17 protein-coding genes and 4 pseudogenes are annotated in these 16,696 nt (G+C 62.6%); 9 read left to right on the forward strand and 12 right to left on the reverse strand.

Features of this window, described 5'->3' with window-relative positions; translation table 11 throughout:
• Positions 1-87: 87 nt before the first annotated feature.
• The 4 genes from ACFOMP_RS17110 to repA all read right to left on the reverse strand — a co-directional run bounded on the left by ACFOMP_RS17110 (position 88) and on the right by repA (position 6,009).
• Positions 88-2,259 carry a ParB/RepB/Spo0J family partition protein gene (locus tag ACFOMP_RS17110; protein WP_379032723.1) on the reverse strand — a complete coding sequence of 724 codons (2,172 nt, stop codon included), beginning with the start codon at positions 2,257-2,259 and terminating at the stop codon, positions 88-90.
• A gap of 179 nt (positions 2,260-2,438) precedes the next feature.
• Positions 2,439-3,650: a plasmid replication protein RepC gene (gene repC, locus ACFOMP_RS17115; RefSeq protein ID WP_379032726.1), complete on the reverse strand. Its 1,212-nt coding sequence runs from the start codon at positions 3,648-3,650 to the stop codon at positions 2,439-2,441.
• Positions 3,651-3,832: 182 nt separating this feature from the next.
• Positions 3,833-4,825: a plasmid partitioning protein RepB gene (repB, locus tag ACFOMP_RS17120; protein WP_123130498.1), complete on the reverse strand. Its 993-nt coding sequence runs from the start codon at positions 4,823-4,825 to the stop codon at positions 3,833-3,835.
• Positions 4,825-6,009: a plasmid partitioning protein RepA gene (gene repA, locus ACFOMP_RS17125; RefSeq protein WP_379032729.1), complete on the reverse strand. Its 1,185-nt coding sequence runs from the start codon at positions 6,007-6,009 to the stop codon at positions 4,825-4,827. The genes repB and repA overlap by 1 nt, the downstream gene beginning before the upstream one ends.
• A gap of 215 nt (positions 6,010-6,224) precedes the next feature.
• On the opposite strand from repA, the gene ACFOMP_RS17130 reads away from it, so the two are divergent.
• Together ACFOMP_RS17130 and ACFOMP_RS17135 are read left to right on the forward strand one after the other, a co-directional pair.
• Complete coding sequence (locus ACFOMP_RS17130; RefSeq protein WP_123130489.1) at positions 6,225-6,452, forward strand: AbrB/MazE/SpoVT family DNA-binding domain-containing protein; 228 nt, start codon at positions 6,225-6,227, stop codon at positions 6,450-6,452.
• Positions 6,442-6,837 (forward strand): PIN domain-containing protein, encoded by a 396-nt coding sequence (locus ACFOMP_RS17135; protein WP_123130490.1) that lies wholly within the window; start codon positions 6,442-6,444, stop codon positions 6,835-6,837. Before ACFOMP_RS17130 ends, ACFOMP_RS17135 begins: the two co-directional genes overlap by 11 nt.
• Positions 6,838-6,915: 78 nt before the next feature.
• Here ACFOMP_RS17135 and ACFOMP_RS17140 read toward each other — a convergent pair whose 3' ends face one another.
• Positions 6,916-7,800 carry a recombinase family protein gene (locus ACFOMP_RS17140; protein ID WP_123130491.1) on the reverse strand — a complete coding sequence of 295 codons (885 nt, stop codon included), beginning with the start codon at positions 7,798-7,800 and terminating at the stop codon, positions 6,916-6,918.
• A 226-nt stretch (positions 7,801-8,026) separates the two neighbouring features.
• On the opposite strand from ACFOMP_RS17140, the gene ACFOMP_RS17145 reads away from it, so the two are divergent.
• Positions 8,027-9,094 carry a hypothetical protein gene (locus ACFOMP_RS17145; protein ID WP_147429486.1) on the forward strand — a complete coding sequence of 356 codons (1,068 nt, stop codon included), beginning with the start codon at positions 8,027-8,029 and terminating at the stop codon, positions 9,092-9,094.
• 91 nt (positions 9,095-9,185) lie between these two features.
• Here the strand turns inward: ACFOMP_RS17145 and ACFOMP_RS17150 are convergent, their stop codons facing one another.
• Together ACFOMP_RS17150 and ACFOMP_RS17155 are read right to left on the reverse strand one after the other, a co-directional pair.
• Entirely contained in the window at positions 9,186-9,692 is a 507-nt protein-coding gene (locus ACFOMP_RS17150) for a hypothetical protein (RefSeq protein WP_062564074.1), read from the reverse strand.
• Entirely contained in the window at positions 9,689-10,768 is a 1,080-nt protein-coding gene (locus ACFOMP_RS17155; RefSeq protein WP_253880239.1) for a helix-turn-helix domain-containing protein, read from the reverse strand. The genes ACFOMP_RS17150 and ACFOMP_RS17155 overlap by 4 nt, the downstream gene beginning before the upstream one ends.
• A 109-nt stretch (positions 10,769-10,877) precedes the next feature.
• Between ACFOMP_RS17155 and ACFOMP_RS17160 the strand changes: the two genes are divergently transcribed.
• Positions 10,878-11,102: a DUF2188 domain-containing protein gene (locus ACFOMP_RS17160; RefSeq protein ID WP_028095404.1), complete on the forward strand. Its 225-nt coding sequence runs from the start codon at positions 10,878-10,880 to the stop codon at positions 11,100-11,102.
• Positions 11,095-11,208, forward strand: a pseudogene (locus ACFOMP_RS17165) (IS481 family transposase); the annotation flags it as partial. The gene ACFOMP_RS17160 and the pseudogene ACFOMP_RS17165, both read left to right, overlap by 8 nt.
• Here the strand turns inward: ACFOMP_RS17165 and ACFOMP_RS17170 are convergent.
• Positions 11,209-11,331 (reverse strand): annotated as a pseudogene (locus ACFOMP_RS17170) (transposase); the annotation flags it as partial.
• Between the two features lie 54 nt (positions 11,332-11,385).
• Positions 11,386-11,562, reverse strand: a complete 177-nt coding sequence (locus tag ACFOMP_RS17175) for a hypothetical protein (protein ID WP_167521726.1) — start codon at positions 11,560-11,562, stop codon at positions 11,386-11,388.
• Between the two features lie 104 nt (positions 11,563-11,666).
• On the opposite strand from ACFOMP_RS17175, the pseudogene ACFOMP_RS17180 reads away from it, so the two are divergent.
• A pseudogene (locus ACFOMP_RS17180) lies at positions 11,667-11,900 on the forward strand (pyrroline-5-carboxylate reductase family protein); the annotation flags it as partial.
• A gap of 353 nt (positions 11,901-12,253) precedes the next feature.
• Here the strand turns inward: ACFOMP_RS17180 and ACFOMP_RS17185 are convergent.
• Entirely contained in the window at positions 12,254-12,655 is a 402-nt protein-coding gene (locus tag ACFOMP_RS17185; protein ID WP_379032738.1) for a RidA family protein, read from the reverse strand.
• Positions 12,656-12,830: 175 nt separating this feature from the next.
• Between ACFOMP_RS17185 and ACFOMP_RS17190 the strand changes: the two genes are divergently transcribed.
• A complete protein-coding gene (locus tag ACFOMP_RS17190; protein WP_379032741.1) occupies positions 12,831-13,406 on the forward strand; it encodes a TetR/AcrR family transcriptional regulator in 576 nt (191 codons plus the stop codon).
• A 287-nt stretch (positions 13,407-13,693) separates the two neighbouring features.
• Here ACFOMP_RS17190 and ACFOMP_RS17195 read toward each other — a convergent pair whose 3' ends face one another.
• Entirely contained in the window at positions 13,694-14,590 is an 897-nt protein-coding gene (locus ACFOMP_RS17195; protein WP_379032744.1) for a LysR substrate-binding domain-containing protein, read from the reverse strand.
• 104 nt (positions 14,591-14,694) lie between these two features.
• On the opposite strand from ACFOMP_RS17195, the gene ACFOMP_RS17200 reads away from it, so the two are divergent.
• Together ACFOMP_RS17200 and ACFOMP_RS17205 are read left to right on the forward strand one after the other, a co-directional pair.
• Complete coding sequence (locus tag ACFOMP_RS17200; RefSeq protein ID WP_379032747.1) at positions 14,695-15,015, forward strand: nuclear transport factor 2 family protein; 321 nt, start codon at positions 14,695-14,697, stop codon at positions 15,013-15,015.
• Positions 15,015-15,770 carry an SDR family oxidoreductase gene (locus ACFOMP_RS17205; protein ID WP_379032750.1) on the forward strand — a complete coding sequence of 252 codons (756 nt, stop codon included), beginning with the start codon at positions 15,015-15,017 and terminating at the stop codon, positions 15,768-15,770. The genes ACFOMP_RS17200 and ACFOMP_RS17205 overlap by 1 nt, the downstream gene beginning before the upstream one ends.
• Here the strand turns inward: ACFOMP_RS17205 and ACFOMP_RS17210 are convergent.
• Positions 15,680-16,324 (reverse strand): annotated as a pseudogene (locus ACFOMP_RS17210) (IS110 family transposase); the annotation flags it as partial. The gene ACFOMP_RS17205 and the pseudogene ACFOMP_RS17210 overlap by 91 nt on opposite strands.
• Positions 16,325-16,696: the final 372 nt, after the last annotated feature.

The raw sequence follows: 16,696 nt of genomic DNA on the forward strand, positions 1-16,696 counted from the left end.
AATGCGAGTATCCGCATTCATCATATTGATATTGCTGTGTTTTGTGAGATAGAGGGGCGGGTTTCCCCGCCCCCCGGATGGCTCAGATCACTCTGCCGCCATCATCGACGCATCGCTGTCCGGCAAATCGGCCGTCAGAAAGGCCGGGAGAGCGATGTCTTCGGGATCGCCCGCATCTTCCCCCTGCCGTTCTCCGACCGCCTCTCCGTCGAACGTCACCAGATCGGCCCGGCGCAGGACCTCGGGCAACCAGCCGCTGCCCCTGAGAAGCCGCTCGGCCTCGGTGGCCATCTCGCCCTTCTTCAGATGATCGAGCAGCTGCGCGGTCCCCTCGCCCTTCGCCTCGCGTACGGCCTCGAGGATGCGGGCCTTGGGCACGCGGTTGAGGTAACCGTCGACCGTCGGCTCCCAGCCAGCCTCGACCATGTCGAGATCGACCGCGCGGGCCACCAGATCGGCGTGGGACATGCGGCGGGTCAGGCCGCTGGCAGAAATGCCTGCACCATAGGGGTTCACCTTCTCATGGAGCGCGTTGACCCCGAAGCTGAGGCAATGCGCCAAGAGTGCCAGACGGCTGCCCTGGTCGAGTACGGTCAGATAGTCCCAGAGCGCGGCATCGTCGCCGAGAGGCAGATCGGCCTCCCAGGCCGCGTGACGTTCGTCGACCAGCTTGGCCACCACGCTGTCCTTCAGATCGGGTGCCTGCGCCGACATGTAGACGTGACGCACCGAAGCCTCGAGACAGCTCCCCGAGGCAGAGGAGGTGCGGAAGGTGTCCGTGACCAGCTTCAGGAGCAGGAGCGTCAGCGCAACGTCCGGCGACCGCCCGATAGCCTCGCGCAGCGCAAGGGTCCGATGGGCCGTCAGTTCCATGACCAGCCGTTCGGGCAGCGGCTTCAGCGCTCCGTCGTCTTCCTCCTCGGACGCATCCGCACCAATCGGCTGACCGCCCGAGGTGATGACGGTGCCGCCAGCGGAGGTCGCCGACGGTTTCCAGCTGGAACCGCCGACATCACCCCCCTGCCCCATGGCATCCACACCATCGCCATCCTGGACCGCGGTCTCCTCGTGCGGCTCGTCCTCTGGCCGAACGTACCCGCGATAGATCGCGAGACTGCCATCCCGATCCAGCGTCACGAAGACGCCCGCGCGCGCAATCTCGGTCGGGTCGTAGATCAGAGGCCGCTGTTCAAGCGCTTCCATCGCCATTTCGAGTTGACCCAGCAGGGCATCGATCTCCTCGGGGTACTCGTCCTGGCCGGAGTATTCTTCCTCCAGCGCCCGATACTCCGCGAGGAGCGTCGCATGGGCCGCGCTTTCCTCGTCGGTCATCGGCGCGGGATCACCGGCCAGACGCCGCAGACCGTGGCTGTAGCCATAGGGCAGGTCGGTCGCCACCTCGATCCACTTCCAGCCATCCGAGGCCAGCGCCTCGGCTTCGGCCTGGAGCTTCTCGGAGACCAGCCGATCGAGCAGGGCAGGGTCCTCGAGCCAGCCTCCGTCATCGCCCTGGAAGAGATCGCGCAGGACGACACCGCAGGCCGCCTCATAGGCATCGACACCCACAAAGACAGAGCGGCGATCAGACGCCCGGACCGAGGTCTCCGTGAGCATGCGCCGTATGGCGTAGGGCTCCTTGTTCCAGGAGTTCTTCACCGCATCCCAGACCTGCGCCTGACGCGCATGATCCGGGTTCACGGTGAAGGCCATCAGCTGTTCGAGCGTCATGCCGTCCTTGGCATAAACCTCGAGCAGGGCAGGGGCCACGGAGGCGAGTTTCAGGCGCTGCTTCACGATCTGCGGCGTCACGAAGAAGGCCGCCGCGATCGCTTCCTCGCCCTGACCCTTTTCGCGCAGGGCCTGGAACGCACGGAACTGGTCCAGCGGATGCAAAGCCACACGCTGCATGTTCTCGGCCAGCGAGTCGTCCTCGGCCAAAATGTCGGAGGCGGCATCCCGCACGATGCAGGGGATCGGCGCGGTCTTGGCCAAACGCTTCTGCTTCACCAGGAGCGATAGCGCCTGGAAGCGGCGGCCGCCGGCCGGGATCTCGAACGTGCCGGTTTCGACCCCGTCGGCATCAAGCACGGGCCGGACGTTCAAGCCCTGCAGCAGGCCGCGCCGCGCGATGTCCTCGGCCAGTTCCTCGACCGAGACGCCGGCCTTGATGCGCCGCACGTTGGACTGGCTCAGCACGAGCTTGTCGAAGGGGATGTCCCGCGACGGGGACAGGGTGACTTTCTGGGCTGCTTTCGCCATCAGATATTCTCCACGACGGGCGTCGGAAGCCACTCTTCCGATCTCACTTCCCGTCACCCCTCAAACCCCCCAACCTTTCCCTCTATCTGCTGGTTGCTCATCAGACGGCGGAGAGAGTTCACAGCTGTGAACTTCATCGATTGGGGCGCCGACGGGGAGAATGTTCACAGCTGTGAACATCACGCCGCGCTTCGCCGGGACATCAGTGCCATGACCATCGGCCCGCAGGAGAACTCGCCCGCCGCCGCCTTCGATGTCAGCGCACGGAGATAGCCACCGGGCGATCGGATGTCGGCGAAGCGTTCCAGCATGGCGACAACAACGATCGATGCCTGCTCGGGGCCCATGAACCGTTGCGCTTCTTCCCAAGCGGAAGCACTGATCCCCATGGCCGGCCGCACATGGCAAGCCGCGTCGAAAAGCTGATGCCAGTGGCGGATATCGCCCTGGTAGAAAGTTTTGAGCGACGGGCAGCCCGCGATCACCAGATGGAGCGGGATCTTTGGCACGCGTCTTGTGTCTGCTTCTTCCACGTCAGCACCAGGTGCATCCGTTTCAACATCTGGCGCGCCGGCCGCCGCCCCGCCTTTTTCTAAGGCAGGTTCAAGATCTATAGATTCTTTATTTGAATTATGATGGTGGCGCTCAATATTGGCACCATTGGTGTTCATTTTTTCTGTTTCAGGACCATCAATGACGTTGCGTGCGTGGTCGAGAAGGGGTTCAAGGTCGGCGCGAAATGCTGAGAGCTCCTCGAGCGTGAGCTTGCGGCGAAGGGCGCGCGCTGTGAGAACAGCCTTGTCGCGAAACTGATCCCAGAGGCCGAGGCCTGGCTGGACCTCTTCTCCGAACTCCGCCAGGGCAGCAAGATCGCGCCGCATGAGGCTCACGACCTCCCGCAGTCTCCGGATACGGTCCTCGGCCTCACGCACAGCCTCTGCGGCCCGTGCAACCTTTTCGGATTGGCAGTAGAGTGGCGAGAGGTCGAAGCCAAAAGCCACACGCTCTTCGCCGTGCTTGCGAACATACCTCTTTCCGTTGGGACTATCGCGGCGCATGAGCAAGCCAGCATCCACCAGACGGGCAATGTGCCTGCGCATCGTGGAGCAGGGCATGCCGTTCAGCCGCTCGCAGATTGCCTTGTTCGACGGGAAGACGACCATCTCGGTATTCCCGCCAAGTGCATCATCCGGAAAGAAGCTGAGAAGCCCCTGCAGAACGGTCAGATCGCGTTCGGAAACCCCAAAGGCCGCCTGCGCCTTGGACAGCTCGCGAAGGAGCTCCCACTTGTTGACGGGCTTGCCCGGAACAGACGCCTCAGGACGCTCGACCACGCGCAGATGGGCGTGCGAGATCGGCCGCATAAACGGCGAAATCGGTGTGTACTCCATGATGTCATTCACGAAGGCATAGAAAAGCTGTTCCGCGAATCACATATGACTTGCGGTTTGCGCGCCGGCCCACTACCTTGAAAGTGCTAAGATCAAAGTTGGGGTCTCGTGGAGCGCAAGCTTTGCGGGACCTTTTCTTTAGCCTGTACCGTGCCTCCTTTTTGTTGCTGCTCTGCCTCTCTTCATGTCTCGCCTTTCCAGCGATCGTGAAGCTCTTCGAGGACGTCCTGCGCGCGGGCATCAAGCCACTCCGCAAAGGCATCATCCACATCCGTCAGGTCCAGGCGAAGCGCCCGGCCAGATCTCTTGATAGCGCCCACGGGCGTGCCATCGATCACAAGGGCAGTGGTCTTCGATCTCGGCTTCTTGCCGAGCGTCGAGCTCACACTCTTTTTTACATGCCGCGCAACGGCCTCAAAAGCCGCCACCGAAGGATCCACCTGCGGATCCTCATCCGCCTGTTCGTTCGCGGCCTCCTTGGCGCGAACATCAAGAGCAATTCGGGAAAGATCGTCGTTCTCGATCCGGCTGTCGGCAAGCTCCTTGGCCAAAGCTTCCCATCTGGGACGGCCGACGCCGTGCGCCGGTCCGATTGCATGGGCCAGTGCAGTTCCGATCGCCTTGGCAACCGAGATCGACATCGATACCGCCGAACGGGTCACGTTGAGCACTTCGGCAATCTGTGCCTGCGAGCCAAAGCCACTATCGAGCAGTTCCTGAGCGAAGAGGGCACGCTCGATGTAACTCAGGTCACGTCTACCAGTATTCTCTGAAACCTGAGCGCGGAGTGCCGCCGTATCGTCCAGGTTAGCGATGAGGGCGCGAACCTTGCTCACTTTGTCGGAGGCACGAATGGCCTCAAGACGGCGGCGTCCATAGACGAGGAGATACCGATTGGGGTCGGTCGCATGGCGCCGAACAAGGATGGGCACAGTCTGCCCGTTTTGTTCAATCGACGCGCGAAGGTCGTGCACATCCTTTGGGTCGAGGCGATCCGAGTATCGCTCGTCTTGGATCTCAGCCGGATCGAGCTCCCAAACATGGTGAGCATCGACAGCATCACGCGCCGACCGCAGGGCCCGATTGCTAGACATCATGCTACCAGGGGCAGGGGGCGTCCCTGCCGCTGCAAGACTATCCAGCATCGACATGCGCTTCTTCTTGCTGTCGGTCATCAGCGCCCCCAAGTCTTCTGAATGAGCTGGGCAATCTCGTCGTTGACCGCATTCAGGCTTTCAATGGCCCGGTCATAGGTCGTCCGGGTGAACGCGCTGCGTTCGACCTCGTAAAGGGTCTGCTTGGTCAAACCGGCATCTGAGATGGCCGTCGACTTGAGCATCGGCGCGTTCAAAACCTTGTCGCCATACATCGTTCGCAAGAAGGCGACGATACGGTTCTGCGGTGCGTCTGTCGGCTCATACCGGGTCAAGAGATACCGCATCCAGTCATGCGACATGTCGGCCCCACTGTCGGCAATGACGTCCATCAGGTCAGCCGTCATTCTGAGGAACTGGCTCATCGACATCACGTCGAGCATCTCGGGATGGATCGTAACGAGAACGCCTGTCGCGGCCGACAGCGCGGACATGGTCAAGAACCCCAGTTGCGGAGGACAGTCGATGACGACGACGTCATACCGCTCATCGACCTGCGCCAGCGCCTCCTTCACACGGAAAAAGAACAAACCCGCGTTGCCGCGAGAAAGCGCCCGCGGCGTCTCGTGCTCGAACTCCATCAGTTCGAGATTGCCAGGAATCAGATCGAGGTTCGGGATATATGTCTTGCGGATCACCTCGGCGATCGGAACCGGGTCTTGATAACGGATCGCATCGTAGAGCGTGCCGCCGTCCAGCAAGTCAAACTCAGGCTGAACCCCATGCAAGGCCGTGAGAGAAGCCTGCGGATCTAGGTCGATCGCCAGGATTCGGTAACCCTTGAGAGCCAACCGTTGAGCGAGATGCGCCGAGGAGGTCGTCTTGCCCGACCCACCCTTGAAGTTCATCACGCCGATGATCTGCAGATGGTCACCTGCGCGACGCCCGGGCAGGTAGTCTCCCGGCTTGCGAGCCGTTTTGTCCAACAAAACGCGCAAGTTATGGATGTCGTCGGCCGAATAGTGTCGCCGGTTCCCCGATGAAACTTCCGGCGACGGCCCCTTGCCATCAAGGTGGAGCTTCCTGAGGTATGAATCGTTGACGCCCAGCAGAGCAGCTGCTTCCCCAGAGGTGAATTTGCGCATAGACTTGGATGCGTCGGGCGGAAACAGGCTCTCACGCTGCGAATGCAGTTGCGCCGCCAGCACCTCAGAATGCTGACGGATCACAGCGTTCAGGTCTTCCTGTGTATCGGCTCTGCTCATCTGCCCTCGCGCGCCCGTGGCGTGTTCACGGAATTTGGCGTTTAGTCGCCCTTTTCCGTGACTATTGCCGGAGGACTCAGATTCGTGCAAGCTCTTTCTAAATCTGGTGTCAGGCGCTGCATGATGCACAAGAGTAGCCCGGGCTCGTGGACAGGCTTGCCCAAGCAACCAGCATGATATACATTCCTGAACGTATATCCACTCAGGAGGTCACGATGCAGGTCGCGAAATGGGGCAACTCGCTTGCCGTCCGTTTGCCCGCCGAGCTTGTCCGGGAACTTGGCCTCAAGGAAGGTGATCAGATCGACCTGGTCAAGGACGACGGCCAGGTAAGAGTCCGTCGTCTGGCGCGTGCGGATGAGGTGCTGACGGGTCTGCGCCGCTTCCGGGGCAAGCTTCCCGCTGCGGAACGCCTGAGCCGCGAAGACGCGCATGAGCGCTGAATTCGCGGACACGAATGTCGTTTTGTACCTGCTCGACGACGGCCCGAAGGCCGATCGCGCCGAGCTCATCCTGGGGCAGGGGCCCCGGATCAGCGTTCAGGTGCTGAACGAGACGCTGGTAAACTGCCGCCGCAAAGCCGGCCTCAGTTGGGAGGAGGCAGGGACGTTTCTCGAAGGCGTGCGCGCCTTGTGCCCCGTCGAAGACCTGACCCTCCAAACACATGACGTTGGCCGCGCCTTGGCGGAACGTTACGGTTTCTCGATCTACGACGCGATGATCGTGGCAAGCGCTCTGGTTGTGGGCTGCACCACGCTGTGGAGCGAGGACATGCAAGATGGCCTGCTAGTCGAAGGGCAGCTTCGCATCGTCAACCCCTTTGCATGAGCGGACAGCTTCTGAGCCTGAAACTGACCACAGCCTTGTAATCCCTCCATGTCTTGGAGGATTTGCAAGGTAGCTCGACTACTCAAGCAGCCCCAGCCTTTCCGCCCGCTCCAGCAGCATCTTCACAGATGACGGCTGCCAGCTTGTCCGCCCGCGGGGCGTGCGCTCGCGCATCGCTTCCAGTCTGGTGCAGATCGCCTGAAGCGTGATCTCGGGGTCCGCGCCCTTGATGGCAGCGACGATGGCGGGCAGGCGGTCGTCGGTTTCGCGGCGGCCGGCGCGGTCCAGTACCGTGGGCGGCAGGAAGCCGTCCCGGACATAGGCGTTGACCGCGCGCAAAAGCCGGCTTTGCGTCCATTGACGCTCGTGGGGCAGGGGGCCGTTGACGATGCGCACCACATCTTCCCAGGCTAAGTCGGGCCGCAGGCGGCGGACATGGGGCACCCAGTCCTGCGCCGTCTCGTTCAGGCGTTCCATATAGCCGTCCTGCCGGGCCAGCCGCACCTTGCGCAGCGTTGCCGGATCCCGGACGCGCAGGCCCGGATTGCCGCCAACCCGGCCTTTGGTTCGTGCGCTGGCCAGCCCGGCCTTGGTGCGTTCGCGGATCAGGGCGCGCTCAAACTCAGCTGCGGCGCCGAGGACCTGGAGGGTGAACTTACCCTGCGGGGAGGACGTGTCGATCGGATCGGTGAGCGATCGGAAGAAGGCGTTCTTGGCCTCCAGCCGTTCGATCACCTCGAGGAGGTGGGAGAGCGACCGCGCCAGACGGTCGATGCGCACCACCACCAGCGTGTCGCCCTTGCCGATCCGCTCCAGCACCCGCGCCAGCACGGGCCGCGCGCGGTTCCCGCCCGAGGCCTGCTCCTCGTGGATCTCGACGCAGCCTGCGGATTTCAGGGCCTGCGACTGGGGCAGGGGGGTCTGATCCTCGGTCGAGACGCGCGCATAGCCGATCAGGGGCATCAAATCAGGCCGTTTGCAGTTTCATGTACCACTAATAAACGACCGTTTGTAAACGAATGCAAGTAGGTGCTCTCTCGTCGTGCTCGTCCAAAATCCCTTGGTTTCCTTGCGCTGAGCGCGATCTGAGAGATTTCACCGGCAGTCGCGCGCGCATACAATATAAAGAGCGAAGGCAACCGCCTCAAAATCACTTGGGTAATGTGCAAAAGAACAGTATTTTGCACATATGAAGACCCAAGCATGCACTTTTACTGATAACTTCAATGATCCCCTCATCACCATCGAGGAGGATGAAGCCACTCACGAAGAGGATCTCTGGTTTCTGCCGGGACCACTCGAAGAAGAACCGGATAATTTGCCTCTCGGGCCACGGACAGAACCGCCCGACACTGCTGTCATAGAAGATTGGGCAAAGGCAGAAGGCGTTCACGCTGCGCGACTCGCACGGGTTGCTGGACGCCTGGGTGCTCTGGATGACCGGCTGCTGCGTGGCCCGGAAGGCTGGCGGCATCGCCTCGCTCTTATCGAGGCAGCGGACCTTAGCTGGTTCGCAGGGGATCGGGTGAGTTCTGATCGTCTGGCGCTTTGGATATCGATGCGGCTGTCAGGTGCACAGGATGACCCAAATGCCCTGGCAAGAGTTGGATGGGCTGTTCGGCGCCTGACAGGCGGTCCCGGTCCGAAGGCTGACTTGGCCGCCTTCCTGGATCGCCGCGATCCCGAGAACATTGAAGACAGCGCTGAACGTTTCGAAGATCGCGCGGGCGGATGGTTGGACGTAATGGCTGCAGCAGCCGATCTCCACCCGATCACGCGTGCTTGCATGGGCTTTCATCTCTGGAGCCTGGCTGGCCTCGGACAGCGCGGCGACCAGATGGAAGCCGCCGTCACCGCGTCCAGGATCGCGGCCAGCGACGGAAGCGGCGCCGTCTTCGCACCGCTCGCCATGGGCGGGGCAGGGGGGCTGCGTGTTAGTGGTCCCCCGGTCGAGCGCCTCGCTCGTTGGCTTGAGGGAATGGCGACGTCGTGCCTGACTGCGATGCGGCACCTAGATGACATCGAGTCTTGGTTTGTGCGGGCAGAAACCGAAATGTCGCCGCTCTCGGGTAAGACCCCTCCGGCGCTGCTCGCCACACTTACGGAATGGCCACTCGTTTCTGCGCCAATGGCCGAGGCCATTACAGGCGCCAGTCGAACTGCCGTTCAGCGCAACCTTGCTTGGATGGAAGCGCGAGGGCTAATCCGTGAGGTAACGAGACAAGGGCGCTATCGGTTGTGGTGCACCGCGAACTGAATACTGCTGATGAGCTTTCCGAATTCCTTGACGCACTTCTGTCCTCCATAGACCTATGCCCAGAAGGTGAGATGATCGGCAATCTCTGCAGCTATGCGCTGAAACGGCGCAGCCGCTTGTCGATCTCAGCCACGGGCAGGAAGACAGCATCATCCGCGCGCCAGACCTGCAGCGCGGAGATGAGAAGCTCGACTTCGCAGACACCGGCCGCGTGCAGTTCGTCAATGATCCAGAGTACGCCATGAACGCGCACGGCGCGGGCGGTGGCCACCTTGCGCAGCAGGTTGTCGCCGGTCAGGAGGATACCGTTCTCCTGGCAAGTTGTCGTCACGAGGGCGAAGCAGTCGTTGGCCGACAGGCGGCTATGCTCCCGCTTCAGCGCGAACACCCGCGCAACCTCTTCGCCTGGAAGGTCATAGGTGGCGAGGCCACCATCTTCGAGCATCCGCCATTCCTGCGCCGTGAAATCGAGGAGTTCCTCCTCGCGGATGGGCAGAGGCACAATGAACCGATAGGGCAGCCTCAACAGGACGTGCAGCAACGCCCCTTTCTTCAAGTCGATCAGACATGACGCATCATTGACGACGATACAGGTCACTGGTCACGCGGCCCCCTGATGTCACGTTCGACAACGCTCAAAGGGAGCCCGAGCATCTGGGCAGCGCGAACAGGCGAAATCAACTCCTCGCCGAGCGCGCGCCAAACGAGGCGCTCGAAGCGTTGCGGCTTCTCGAAGGCTGCGAAACCCTCACCGGGACCGATAGGCTCCGGCTCTTCGCGCCGCCAGCTTCGCGCATAGGTCTTGAACGCATATTCCACAGCGCTCTTCGACAGAATACCCACTTGGCCGAGCCGCACGAGCATCGCGGCGGCAGAGACTCCGTAGGTGCGCTTGAGCCGCATGATCTCTATCCAGGTCATGCCGTGCCGGTTCCGGCCAGCTTCCTCTTCCAGATGCTCGCGCGGGATAAGAAACGCCCCCGCGAAGCGGTGCATGGACGGCTCCTTCTTCAGCGCGACATTGCCGGTCTCGATGATGATCCGATGCGCGAGCTCATGGGAGAGGTTGAAGCGCTTGCGCTCGACATTGGTGTGCCGCGAGACGACGATCACCTCAGTCGGTGCACATTCCGCCCGCTCAACATGACAAGCCAGCCCGTTAATGCGCTCAGGTAGATCGGCCTCGATGACCTTGAGCCCCTTGTCTTCAAGCAGGGCGGTCATGCTTGGGATGGGGTCGATCCCGAGCTTCCACTCGCGCCGCACGTCCCGCGCTTTGGCGTCGATGGCCTCTTCATCGGCTACCATGTCCACGCGCAGCGCGGCGAACGGGTCTTCAGCCGGATGCAGGTCGAGGATGTCCTCGATGGCGAGATAGTCTTCGAGCTTCTCGATAACGATGGCTTCCGCCATCGCGCGATCCTGCGCCGAGGCAGTCGAGTTCTTCCGCCACTCGACGCTTTCCAGAGCTTCGACCTGGCCACCGACAAGAAAATCCAGCGACACGCCGAGCGCCTTTCCGAGGCCGACCAACACCGACGAGGACGGCATCATCTTGTCCGCTTCGTATTTGCTGATGGCCTGCGCCGACACGCTTGGGGTCACGCGGTCGGCGAGAGCTTGCATGGATAGGCCAGCCCGCTTGCGGGCAAGCCTGAGCCTTTGTCCGAACATGGTCCTCTCCCGGCGGTTGTTGTTTTGGTTGATAAGCTCCATTCTATAGTATATATTTAAACACAAGGTTGGCGGAATCGTCAACCGAAATCGACATATGGAGCTTAAAATGTCTAAGAAAAATCAGCATGTTGTGCCACATCAGGGCGGTTGGGCAGTGAAGGGGGCGGGCAACTCCCGCGCGTCTTCCGTCCACGGCACGCAGCGCGAGGCCATCGCGGCCGCGCGAGAATCCGCCATGCGCCAGGGCAGCGAGATGCTGATCCACGGCGAGAACGGTCGCATCCGCGAGCGTAACACCTACGGCAACGATCCCTTCCCTCCGAAGGGCTAACAAGACGCTCAATGGCCTCACGCCCTACGAATACATCTGCAAGGTCTGGACTTCAGAGCCAGACAGATTCATCGTCAATCCGATCCACCAGATGCCGGGACTGAACATGTCCATGGTGCGAGACATAGCTGGCGAAGACACCGATCTGGCAATTGGTGATCTTGCCTGCGGATCCGGTGTATTGGCGTGCCACGCCACAGGACGCGTGGCCCTGCTTCAGAAAGCCGGTTTAATCAACCTTTCGGCTGCGAGCGAGTGAAAGCGGCCCGCGCCCGTCGCCTGGCTAAGCAGGGTCTTTGATACCTGCGATAAGATCCGGGCGGAAGCCAGCCCAGTGCGTGTCGCCGGCGACGACGACAGGCGCCTGGCGATAGCCGAGGGCGACGACCTGCTTCATGGCTTCGTCATCCGTGGTCAGGTCGACCAGCTGGTAGCCGATGCCCTTGGTGCTGGTTCTCATCAGGATCGGCACCGGCTTGCATTAAGCTTCGGCACCCAGTCGCATGACCTTCGGCACCGGGAGCCACTGAAGTACCGCTCGCAGCGTTAGCGAAGGCGAGAAGCGCGGAGACCCCAGCTATCGCAGCCCAAAGCCTCGCGGTGGGCACGGCAGTTGCCGCCGGCCGGCTGCTAGAGGCGAACCCGCAGCCAGAAAGCCTCCGTCGGATGGTGACTAGCCCGAACGGAACAACTGCGGCCGGGCTTGCCGTGTTGATGGCGGATGACAGTCTCGTTCAACTGGTGCGGGACACGGTCGAAGCCGCAAGGGAACGCTCGGTCGACCTTGCCGGGACGTAGGTTCGGCTGCCGCAACGGGTGAAGCCATATCAGTTTAGGGCGTCTTCCATCTGTGGCAGACTGGCACAGAACAGGTTCGCTTTTGGCTCACCTGCAAACCAGAGGGGCCTCGGGTGCCGCACCCCACCACGCGCCGCCCATGAAAATCTGGGCAGGCTCAACCCGGTCAGGCCCGGCCTCGTGAAGACCGACCTGACAGGCTACGGCACGTTGTCGACCGATGAAGGCGCGGCTGCCGGTCCATTATGCGCTTCATGCCGCAGAAAGCGGCGTTTTCGTCGCGCCGGCTGACCGCACCCGATGGTGATGGTTGGGCCGCGGGCACCTGTCCTGTAGCCCGCGGCCTTCCTGCGTCACGCGCCGGGGATGCGCGCGATGACCTTGATCTCGAAGTCGAAGCCGGCGAGCCAGGTCACGCCGACGGCGGTCCAGTTGGGGAACGGGCGGCTTGGGAAGATCCGCTCTTTCACCGGCATGAGAATCGGGAACTGCGCCTCGGGATCGGTGTGGAAGGTCGTCACGTCGATAATGTCGTCAAAGCTGCAGCCCGCGGCCTCTAGCACGGCCTTCAGGTTCTCGAAGGCCCGCTCGACCTGGCCGAGGTAGGTGTCCTCAGGTGAGCCATCCTCACGGCTGCCGACCTGTCCCGAGACGAACAGCAGATCGCCCGAGCGGATAGCGGGCGAGTAGCCATGTACGTCATAGAGGGCATGGCGGGCGGAACTGGCGGGGTAGATTGCTTGGCGCTGTGTCATCGTGATCTCTTTCCTCTGGTGGACAATGAAGCCGTGGCACGGACGGGTAGACTTCCCTCCTGCCATGGCCTCATATACGTTGCGTATCTGAGATTTGGTCGCATACGCCTCGTATGTCAATGGCTCATGTGCCGCAGGGAGAAGAGACGCCATGATTAGGCGAACACGCGCTCAAATGATGGACGAGACCCGACGCAAGCTGCTGGCATCGGCGCGCGCGGCCTTCGCTGAAAAGGGCTTTTCTGACACGTCGATGGATGACCTTACGGCTGCCGTCGGGCTGACGCGCGGGGCGCTTTATCACAACTTTGGCGACAAAAAGGGCCTTTTTGCCGCCGTCGTCGACCAGATCGACGCCGAGATGGCGGCCCGCGCGCGCAGCCTCGCCGAGGCTGAGAGCACCTTGTGGAACGCGCTTCTGGCCGAAGGTAGTGCCTATATCGAGATGGCGCTGGACCCCGAGGTGCAGCGCATCGTTCTGCGCGACGGCCTGGCGGTGCTGGGCGATCCGGCCCACTGGCCCAGCCAGAACCGCTGCCTCGACGCGACCCGCGCGGCGGTGACCCAACTGCTCGCCGAAGGCGTGCTGCGGCCTGTCGATATCGAGGCGGCCTCGCGCCTCCTGAATGGCGCGGCCCTCAACGCGGCGCTTTGGGTGGCGGCCTGCGACGATCCCGCCTTGATGCTGCCGAAGGCGCAAGAGGCGTTCCGGATGCTGGCCGAAGGGCTTCTTGTCGCGCAAGCATCGTAGTGGACGGCAGGTTTGCTATCTGTCGGGCACCGGGATGACTGCATGCGCTCTGGAACAGTTGCGCTGCATCCCCGTCAGCAAGCTTTCGCACCCGCCACGAGAGGCGTTCCCGGCCTCAACACCAACTCGCCGCTGGCGATTTCAACAGGGCTGCAACTGCCGGAAACAGCCGGATGATCCCTTTCGGTGAACACTCCAGGGGCAACAGGACCACCATGTCCGGTCTGCAGAAGCCGCACCGCAGCATCTGACGATGCGCGACCGCCCGCAACTGGCCGTCCCCGCGCTCATCTGCCGATCGGCGCATTCTGGGCAGCCGTCTCTCTCACCATGGCAAGGAACGCCTTGAACCCCGCCGACGGGTTGCGCCGTCCGGGGTAATACAGGCTGAAGCCCGGTCGGGGCGGGGTCCAGTCGTCCAGCAGGCGGGTCAGCCGCCCGGCGGCGATGTCATCGGCCACGTCTTGTTCAATGAAGAAGCCGATGCCGGCGCCGTCCAGAACGGCAGCGCGGGCGATGGCGGCCTCGTCCAGCGTCAGGCGGCCCTGAGCCTCGATCTGAACCATTTCTCCGGCCCGTTCGAAGAACCAGCGGAACAGGGCGCCGTTCGGCAGGCGCACGCGGAGGCAATGGCGCAACGGCAGATCTGCCGGGGTCAGGGGCGTGCCATGGGCCGCCAGCCAATCAGGCGATGCGACCACGGCATAGCGCTGCGGTTTCCCCAAGGGCAGCGCGATCATGTCGCGGGGCACCAGATCGGCGGGGCGCAGACCCAGATCGAACCCCTCGGCCACGATGTCGACCAGACGCCCCTCGGTGACCAGATCGATAGCCACGTCGGGGTATCGGCGCAGAAAGGACAGGACCAGCGGCGTGATTTCCCGTCCCGCCTGCACCGAGGCGTTGATCCGCAGCAGGCCCGAGGGCGTCTGTCGCTGCGACTGCACCACCTCCATCGCCCCGCGGATCTCGGCCACAGCGGGGGCGATGCGGTCGACGAATGCGCGCCCGGCATCGCTCAGCGACACGCTGCGCGTGGTGCGGTTGAACAGGCGCACGCCAAGGCTGGCCTCCAGCCGCGCGATACTATGGGACAGCGCGGTGGTCGACATGCCCAGATCCAGCGCCGCCGCTCGGAACGAGCCGCGCCGCGCGATGGCCAGCACCGCCTCCAGCCCCTTCAACCCATTGTCCTGATCCTGTCATCTCAAGATGCCGATTTATCCCGATTATCCGCATGTCCGTCCAGCGCTATGTTGAGGTCATCAGAACCGGAAAGGACCGAGCCATGCCGCTGCCCCGCCCCATCCAGACCTATTTCACCGCCCTCGCGCCGCAGGACGGCGACGCCCTTGCCGCCGCCTTTGCCCCCGATGCCATCGTCCATGATGAGGGCCACGACCATCGCGGCCCGCAGGCGATCCGCGCGTGGTGGTTGGCCGCCAAGGCCAGATATCGCCACCATGCCGCGCCGATTGACGTGACCGACACGGCAGGAAAGACCGTGGTCCGTGCGACCGTGACCGGCGATTTCCCGGGCAGTCCTGCCGTGTTGACCTTCACCTTTGGTCTGGCCGGCGACCACATCACCGATCTGAGGATCGGCTGATGCCCGCGTTCCTGACGCTGCAGGGCAAGCGCGCCCTGATCACCGGCGGCACGCAGGGCTCGGGCGCGGCCACCCTGGCGCTGTTCCGTCAGCTGGGCGCGCAGGTTCTGACCACGGCGCGCAAGCCTGTCGATCTGCCGGACGCGCTGTTCGTCGCCGCCGATCTGACCACCCCCGAGGGGTGTGACACCGTCGTCAGGGCCGTGCAAGACCGGATGGGCGGCACCGACATCATCGTCCACATGCTGGGCGGTTCTTCCGCGCCCGGCGGCGGCTTCGCGGCATTGGGTGATGCGGAATGGCAGGGTGAACTGGCGCTGAACCTGATGCCCGCCCTGCGGCTGGACCGGGCACTGGTGCCGGGCATGGTCGCGCAGGGGGCGGGGGTGGTGGTCCATGTCACCTCCATTCAGCGCCTGCTGCCGTTGCCCGAGGCGACCACCGCCTATGCGAGCGCCAAGGCCGCGCTGTCGGTCTATAGCAAGAGTCTGTCCAAGGAGGTCTCGCCCAAGGGTGTGCGTGTGGTGCGCGTGGCGCCGGGCTGGATCGAGACCGAGGCGTCAGTCCGGCTGGCCGAACGTGTGGCAGCCGATGCAGGCACAGGTGGTGTGAAAGCTGCCAGTGCCATCGCGGTGACAGGGCCTATGCCGGGCATCTTCTGCAGTCGGGCCGAGAACCGCGAACGTCTGCTGGCCGCCGCAATCTGCGCATCAAGCTCGGTGATCCGCTGCGACAGGCCGTCGATCTGGTCATAGCAAAGCTGCGCCATGTGGCGGACCACAGCAGGAAGATCGTCCGACCCTGCGCCCGGCTCCAGAACGGCCCGCAGTTTGTCCACATTCTCCCGACCCTTTCCGGCGACAAGCCCGAATTCGGCGAGATGCCCGCGCAAGGCATTGATCACCTGCGTCCGCTGTCCGACCAGCAGATCCCGCAGCCTGAAGATCATGCCGAGCCCCTGCTGTTCCGGGGTCTTCACCTCGACGAAACGCATGGTCGGCCGACTGCCCGCCTCTGCAATGGCTTCGGCATCCGCCATGTCGTTTTTCTGGCTCTTCACATACGGCTTGACGAATTTCGGGGCGATCAGGCGCACGTCATGCCCGATGGCCGTCAAGGTCCGCGCCCAATGGTGGGCCGTAGCGCAGGCTTCCATCGCAACGACGCACCCGGGGTGAGACTGCATGAAAGCCAGAAACTGCCTGCGCGACAGCTTCTTGCGAAACACGACCTCGCCCTCTGCTGTCGCTCCGTGCAGTTGAAAGACCTGTTTCGCCAGGTCAACGCCGATGATCGAGACTTCCTTCATAGCCAATTCCTCCTGATCCTGTCTGGATCACTCTGGCACAAGTGCCGTCAGGAGGGGCTACCCAACCCATCATCAACGCCGTCGGCATATCGAATCACATGCTCCGCGCCTGAGAAATGCAGTATCCAAACCGACTCATCTTCGGAAATTTCGTCGGAGGGTTGCGCACGAAACGGTTGAACACCCGCCGGAAAGGTTGCTCTGGGCGTTTTCGGTCTTGATTTCCGTTACGGAAATCTTGACGTAGATAACAAGTAAGCAATTGATATATAATTATAAATTAACTCACAGGCTCGTGGGTGAGCATTTGCCCAATGAGCGGAAAATTGCTCACGCCGCGGATGCCTCGTATAAAATCTTGCCACGTCATGA

The sequence above is a fragment of the Paracoccus simplex genome, assembly GCF_042648325.1.
Classification (GTDB): Bacteria; Pseudomonadota; Alphaproteobacteria; order Rhodobacterales; family Rhodobacteraceae; genus Paracoccus; species Paracoccus simplex.

What these genes read in the sequence shown, in the direction of transcription:
- ACFOMP_RS17110 (WP_379032723.1), bottom strand. Translation starts at nt 2,259, where the DNA reads ATGGCGAAAGCAGCCCAGAAAGTCACCCTGTCCCCGTCGCGGGACATC.
- repC (WP_379032726.1), bottom strand. Translation starts at nt 3,650, where the DNA reads ATGGAGTACACACCGATTTCGCCGTTTATGCGGCCGATCTCGCACGCC.
- repB (WP_123130498.1), bottom strand. Translation starts at nt 4,825, where the DNA reads ATGACCGACAGCAAGAAGAAGCGCATGTCGATGCTGGATAGTCTTGCA.
- repA (WP_379032729.1), bottom strand. Translation starts at nt 6,009, where the DNA reads ATGAGCAGAGCCGATACACAGGAAGACCTGAACGCTGTGATCCGTCAG.
- ACFOMP_RS17130 (WP_123130489.1), top strand. Translation starts at nt 6,225, where the DNA reads ATGCAGGTCGCGAAATGGGGCAACTCGCTTGCCGTCCGTTTGCCCGCC.
- ACFOMP_RS17135 (WP_123130490.1), top strand. Translation starts at nt 6,442, where the DNA reads ATGAGCGCTGAATTCGCGGACACGAATGTCGTTTTGTACCTGCTCGAC.
- ACFOMP_RS17140 (WP_123130491.1), bottom strand. Translation starts at nt 7,800, where the DNA reads ATGCCCCTGATCGGCTATGCGCGCGTCTCGACCGAGGATCAGACCCCC.
- ACFOMP_RS17145 (WP_147429486.1), top strand. Translation starts at nt 8,027, where the DNA reads ATGAAGACCCAAGCATGCACTTTTACTGATAACTTCAATGATCCCCTC.
- ACFOMP_RS17155 (WP_253880239.1), bottom strand. Translation starts at nt 10,768, where the DNA reads ATGTTCGGACAAAGGCTCAGGCTTGCCCGCAAGCGGGCTGGCCTATCC.
- ACFOMP_RS17160 (WP_028095404.1), top strand. Translation starts at nt 10,878, where the DNA reads ATGTCTAAGAAAAATCAGCATGTTGTGCCACATCAGGGCGGTTGGGCA.
- ACFOMP_RS17175 (WP_167521726.1), bottom strand. Translation starts at nt 11,562, where the DNA reads ATGAGAACCAGCACCAAGGGCATCGGCTACCAGCTGGTCGACCTGACC.
- ACFOMP_RS17185 (WP_379032738.1), bottom strand. Translation starts at nt 12,655, where the DNA reads ATGACACAGCGCCAAGCAATCTACCCCGCCAGTTCCGCCCGCCATGCC.
- ACFOMP_RS17190 (WP_379032741.1), top strand. Translation starts at nt 12,831, where the DNA reads ATGATGGACGAGACCCGACGCAAGCTGCTGGCATCGGCGCGCGCGGCC.
- ACFOMP_RS17200 (WP_379032747.1), top strand. Translation starts at nt 14,695, where the DNA reads ATGCCGCTGCCCCGCCCCATCCAGACCTATTTCACCGCCCTCGCGCCG.
- ACFOMP_RS17205 (WP_379032750.1), top strand. Translation starts at nt 15,015, where the DNA reads ATGCCCGCGTTCCTGACGCTGCAGGGCAAGCGCGCCCTGATCACCGGC.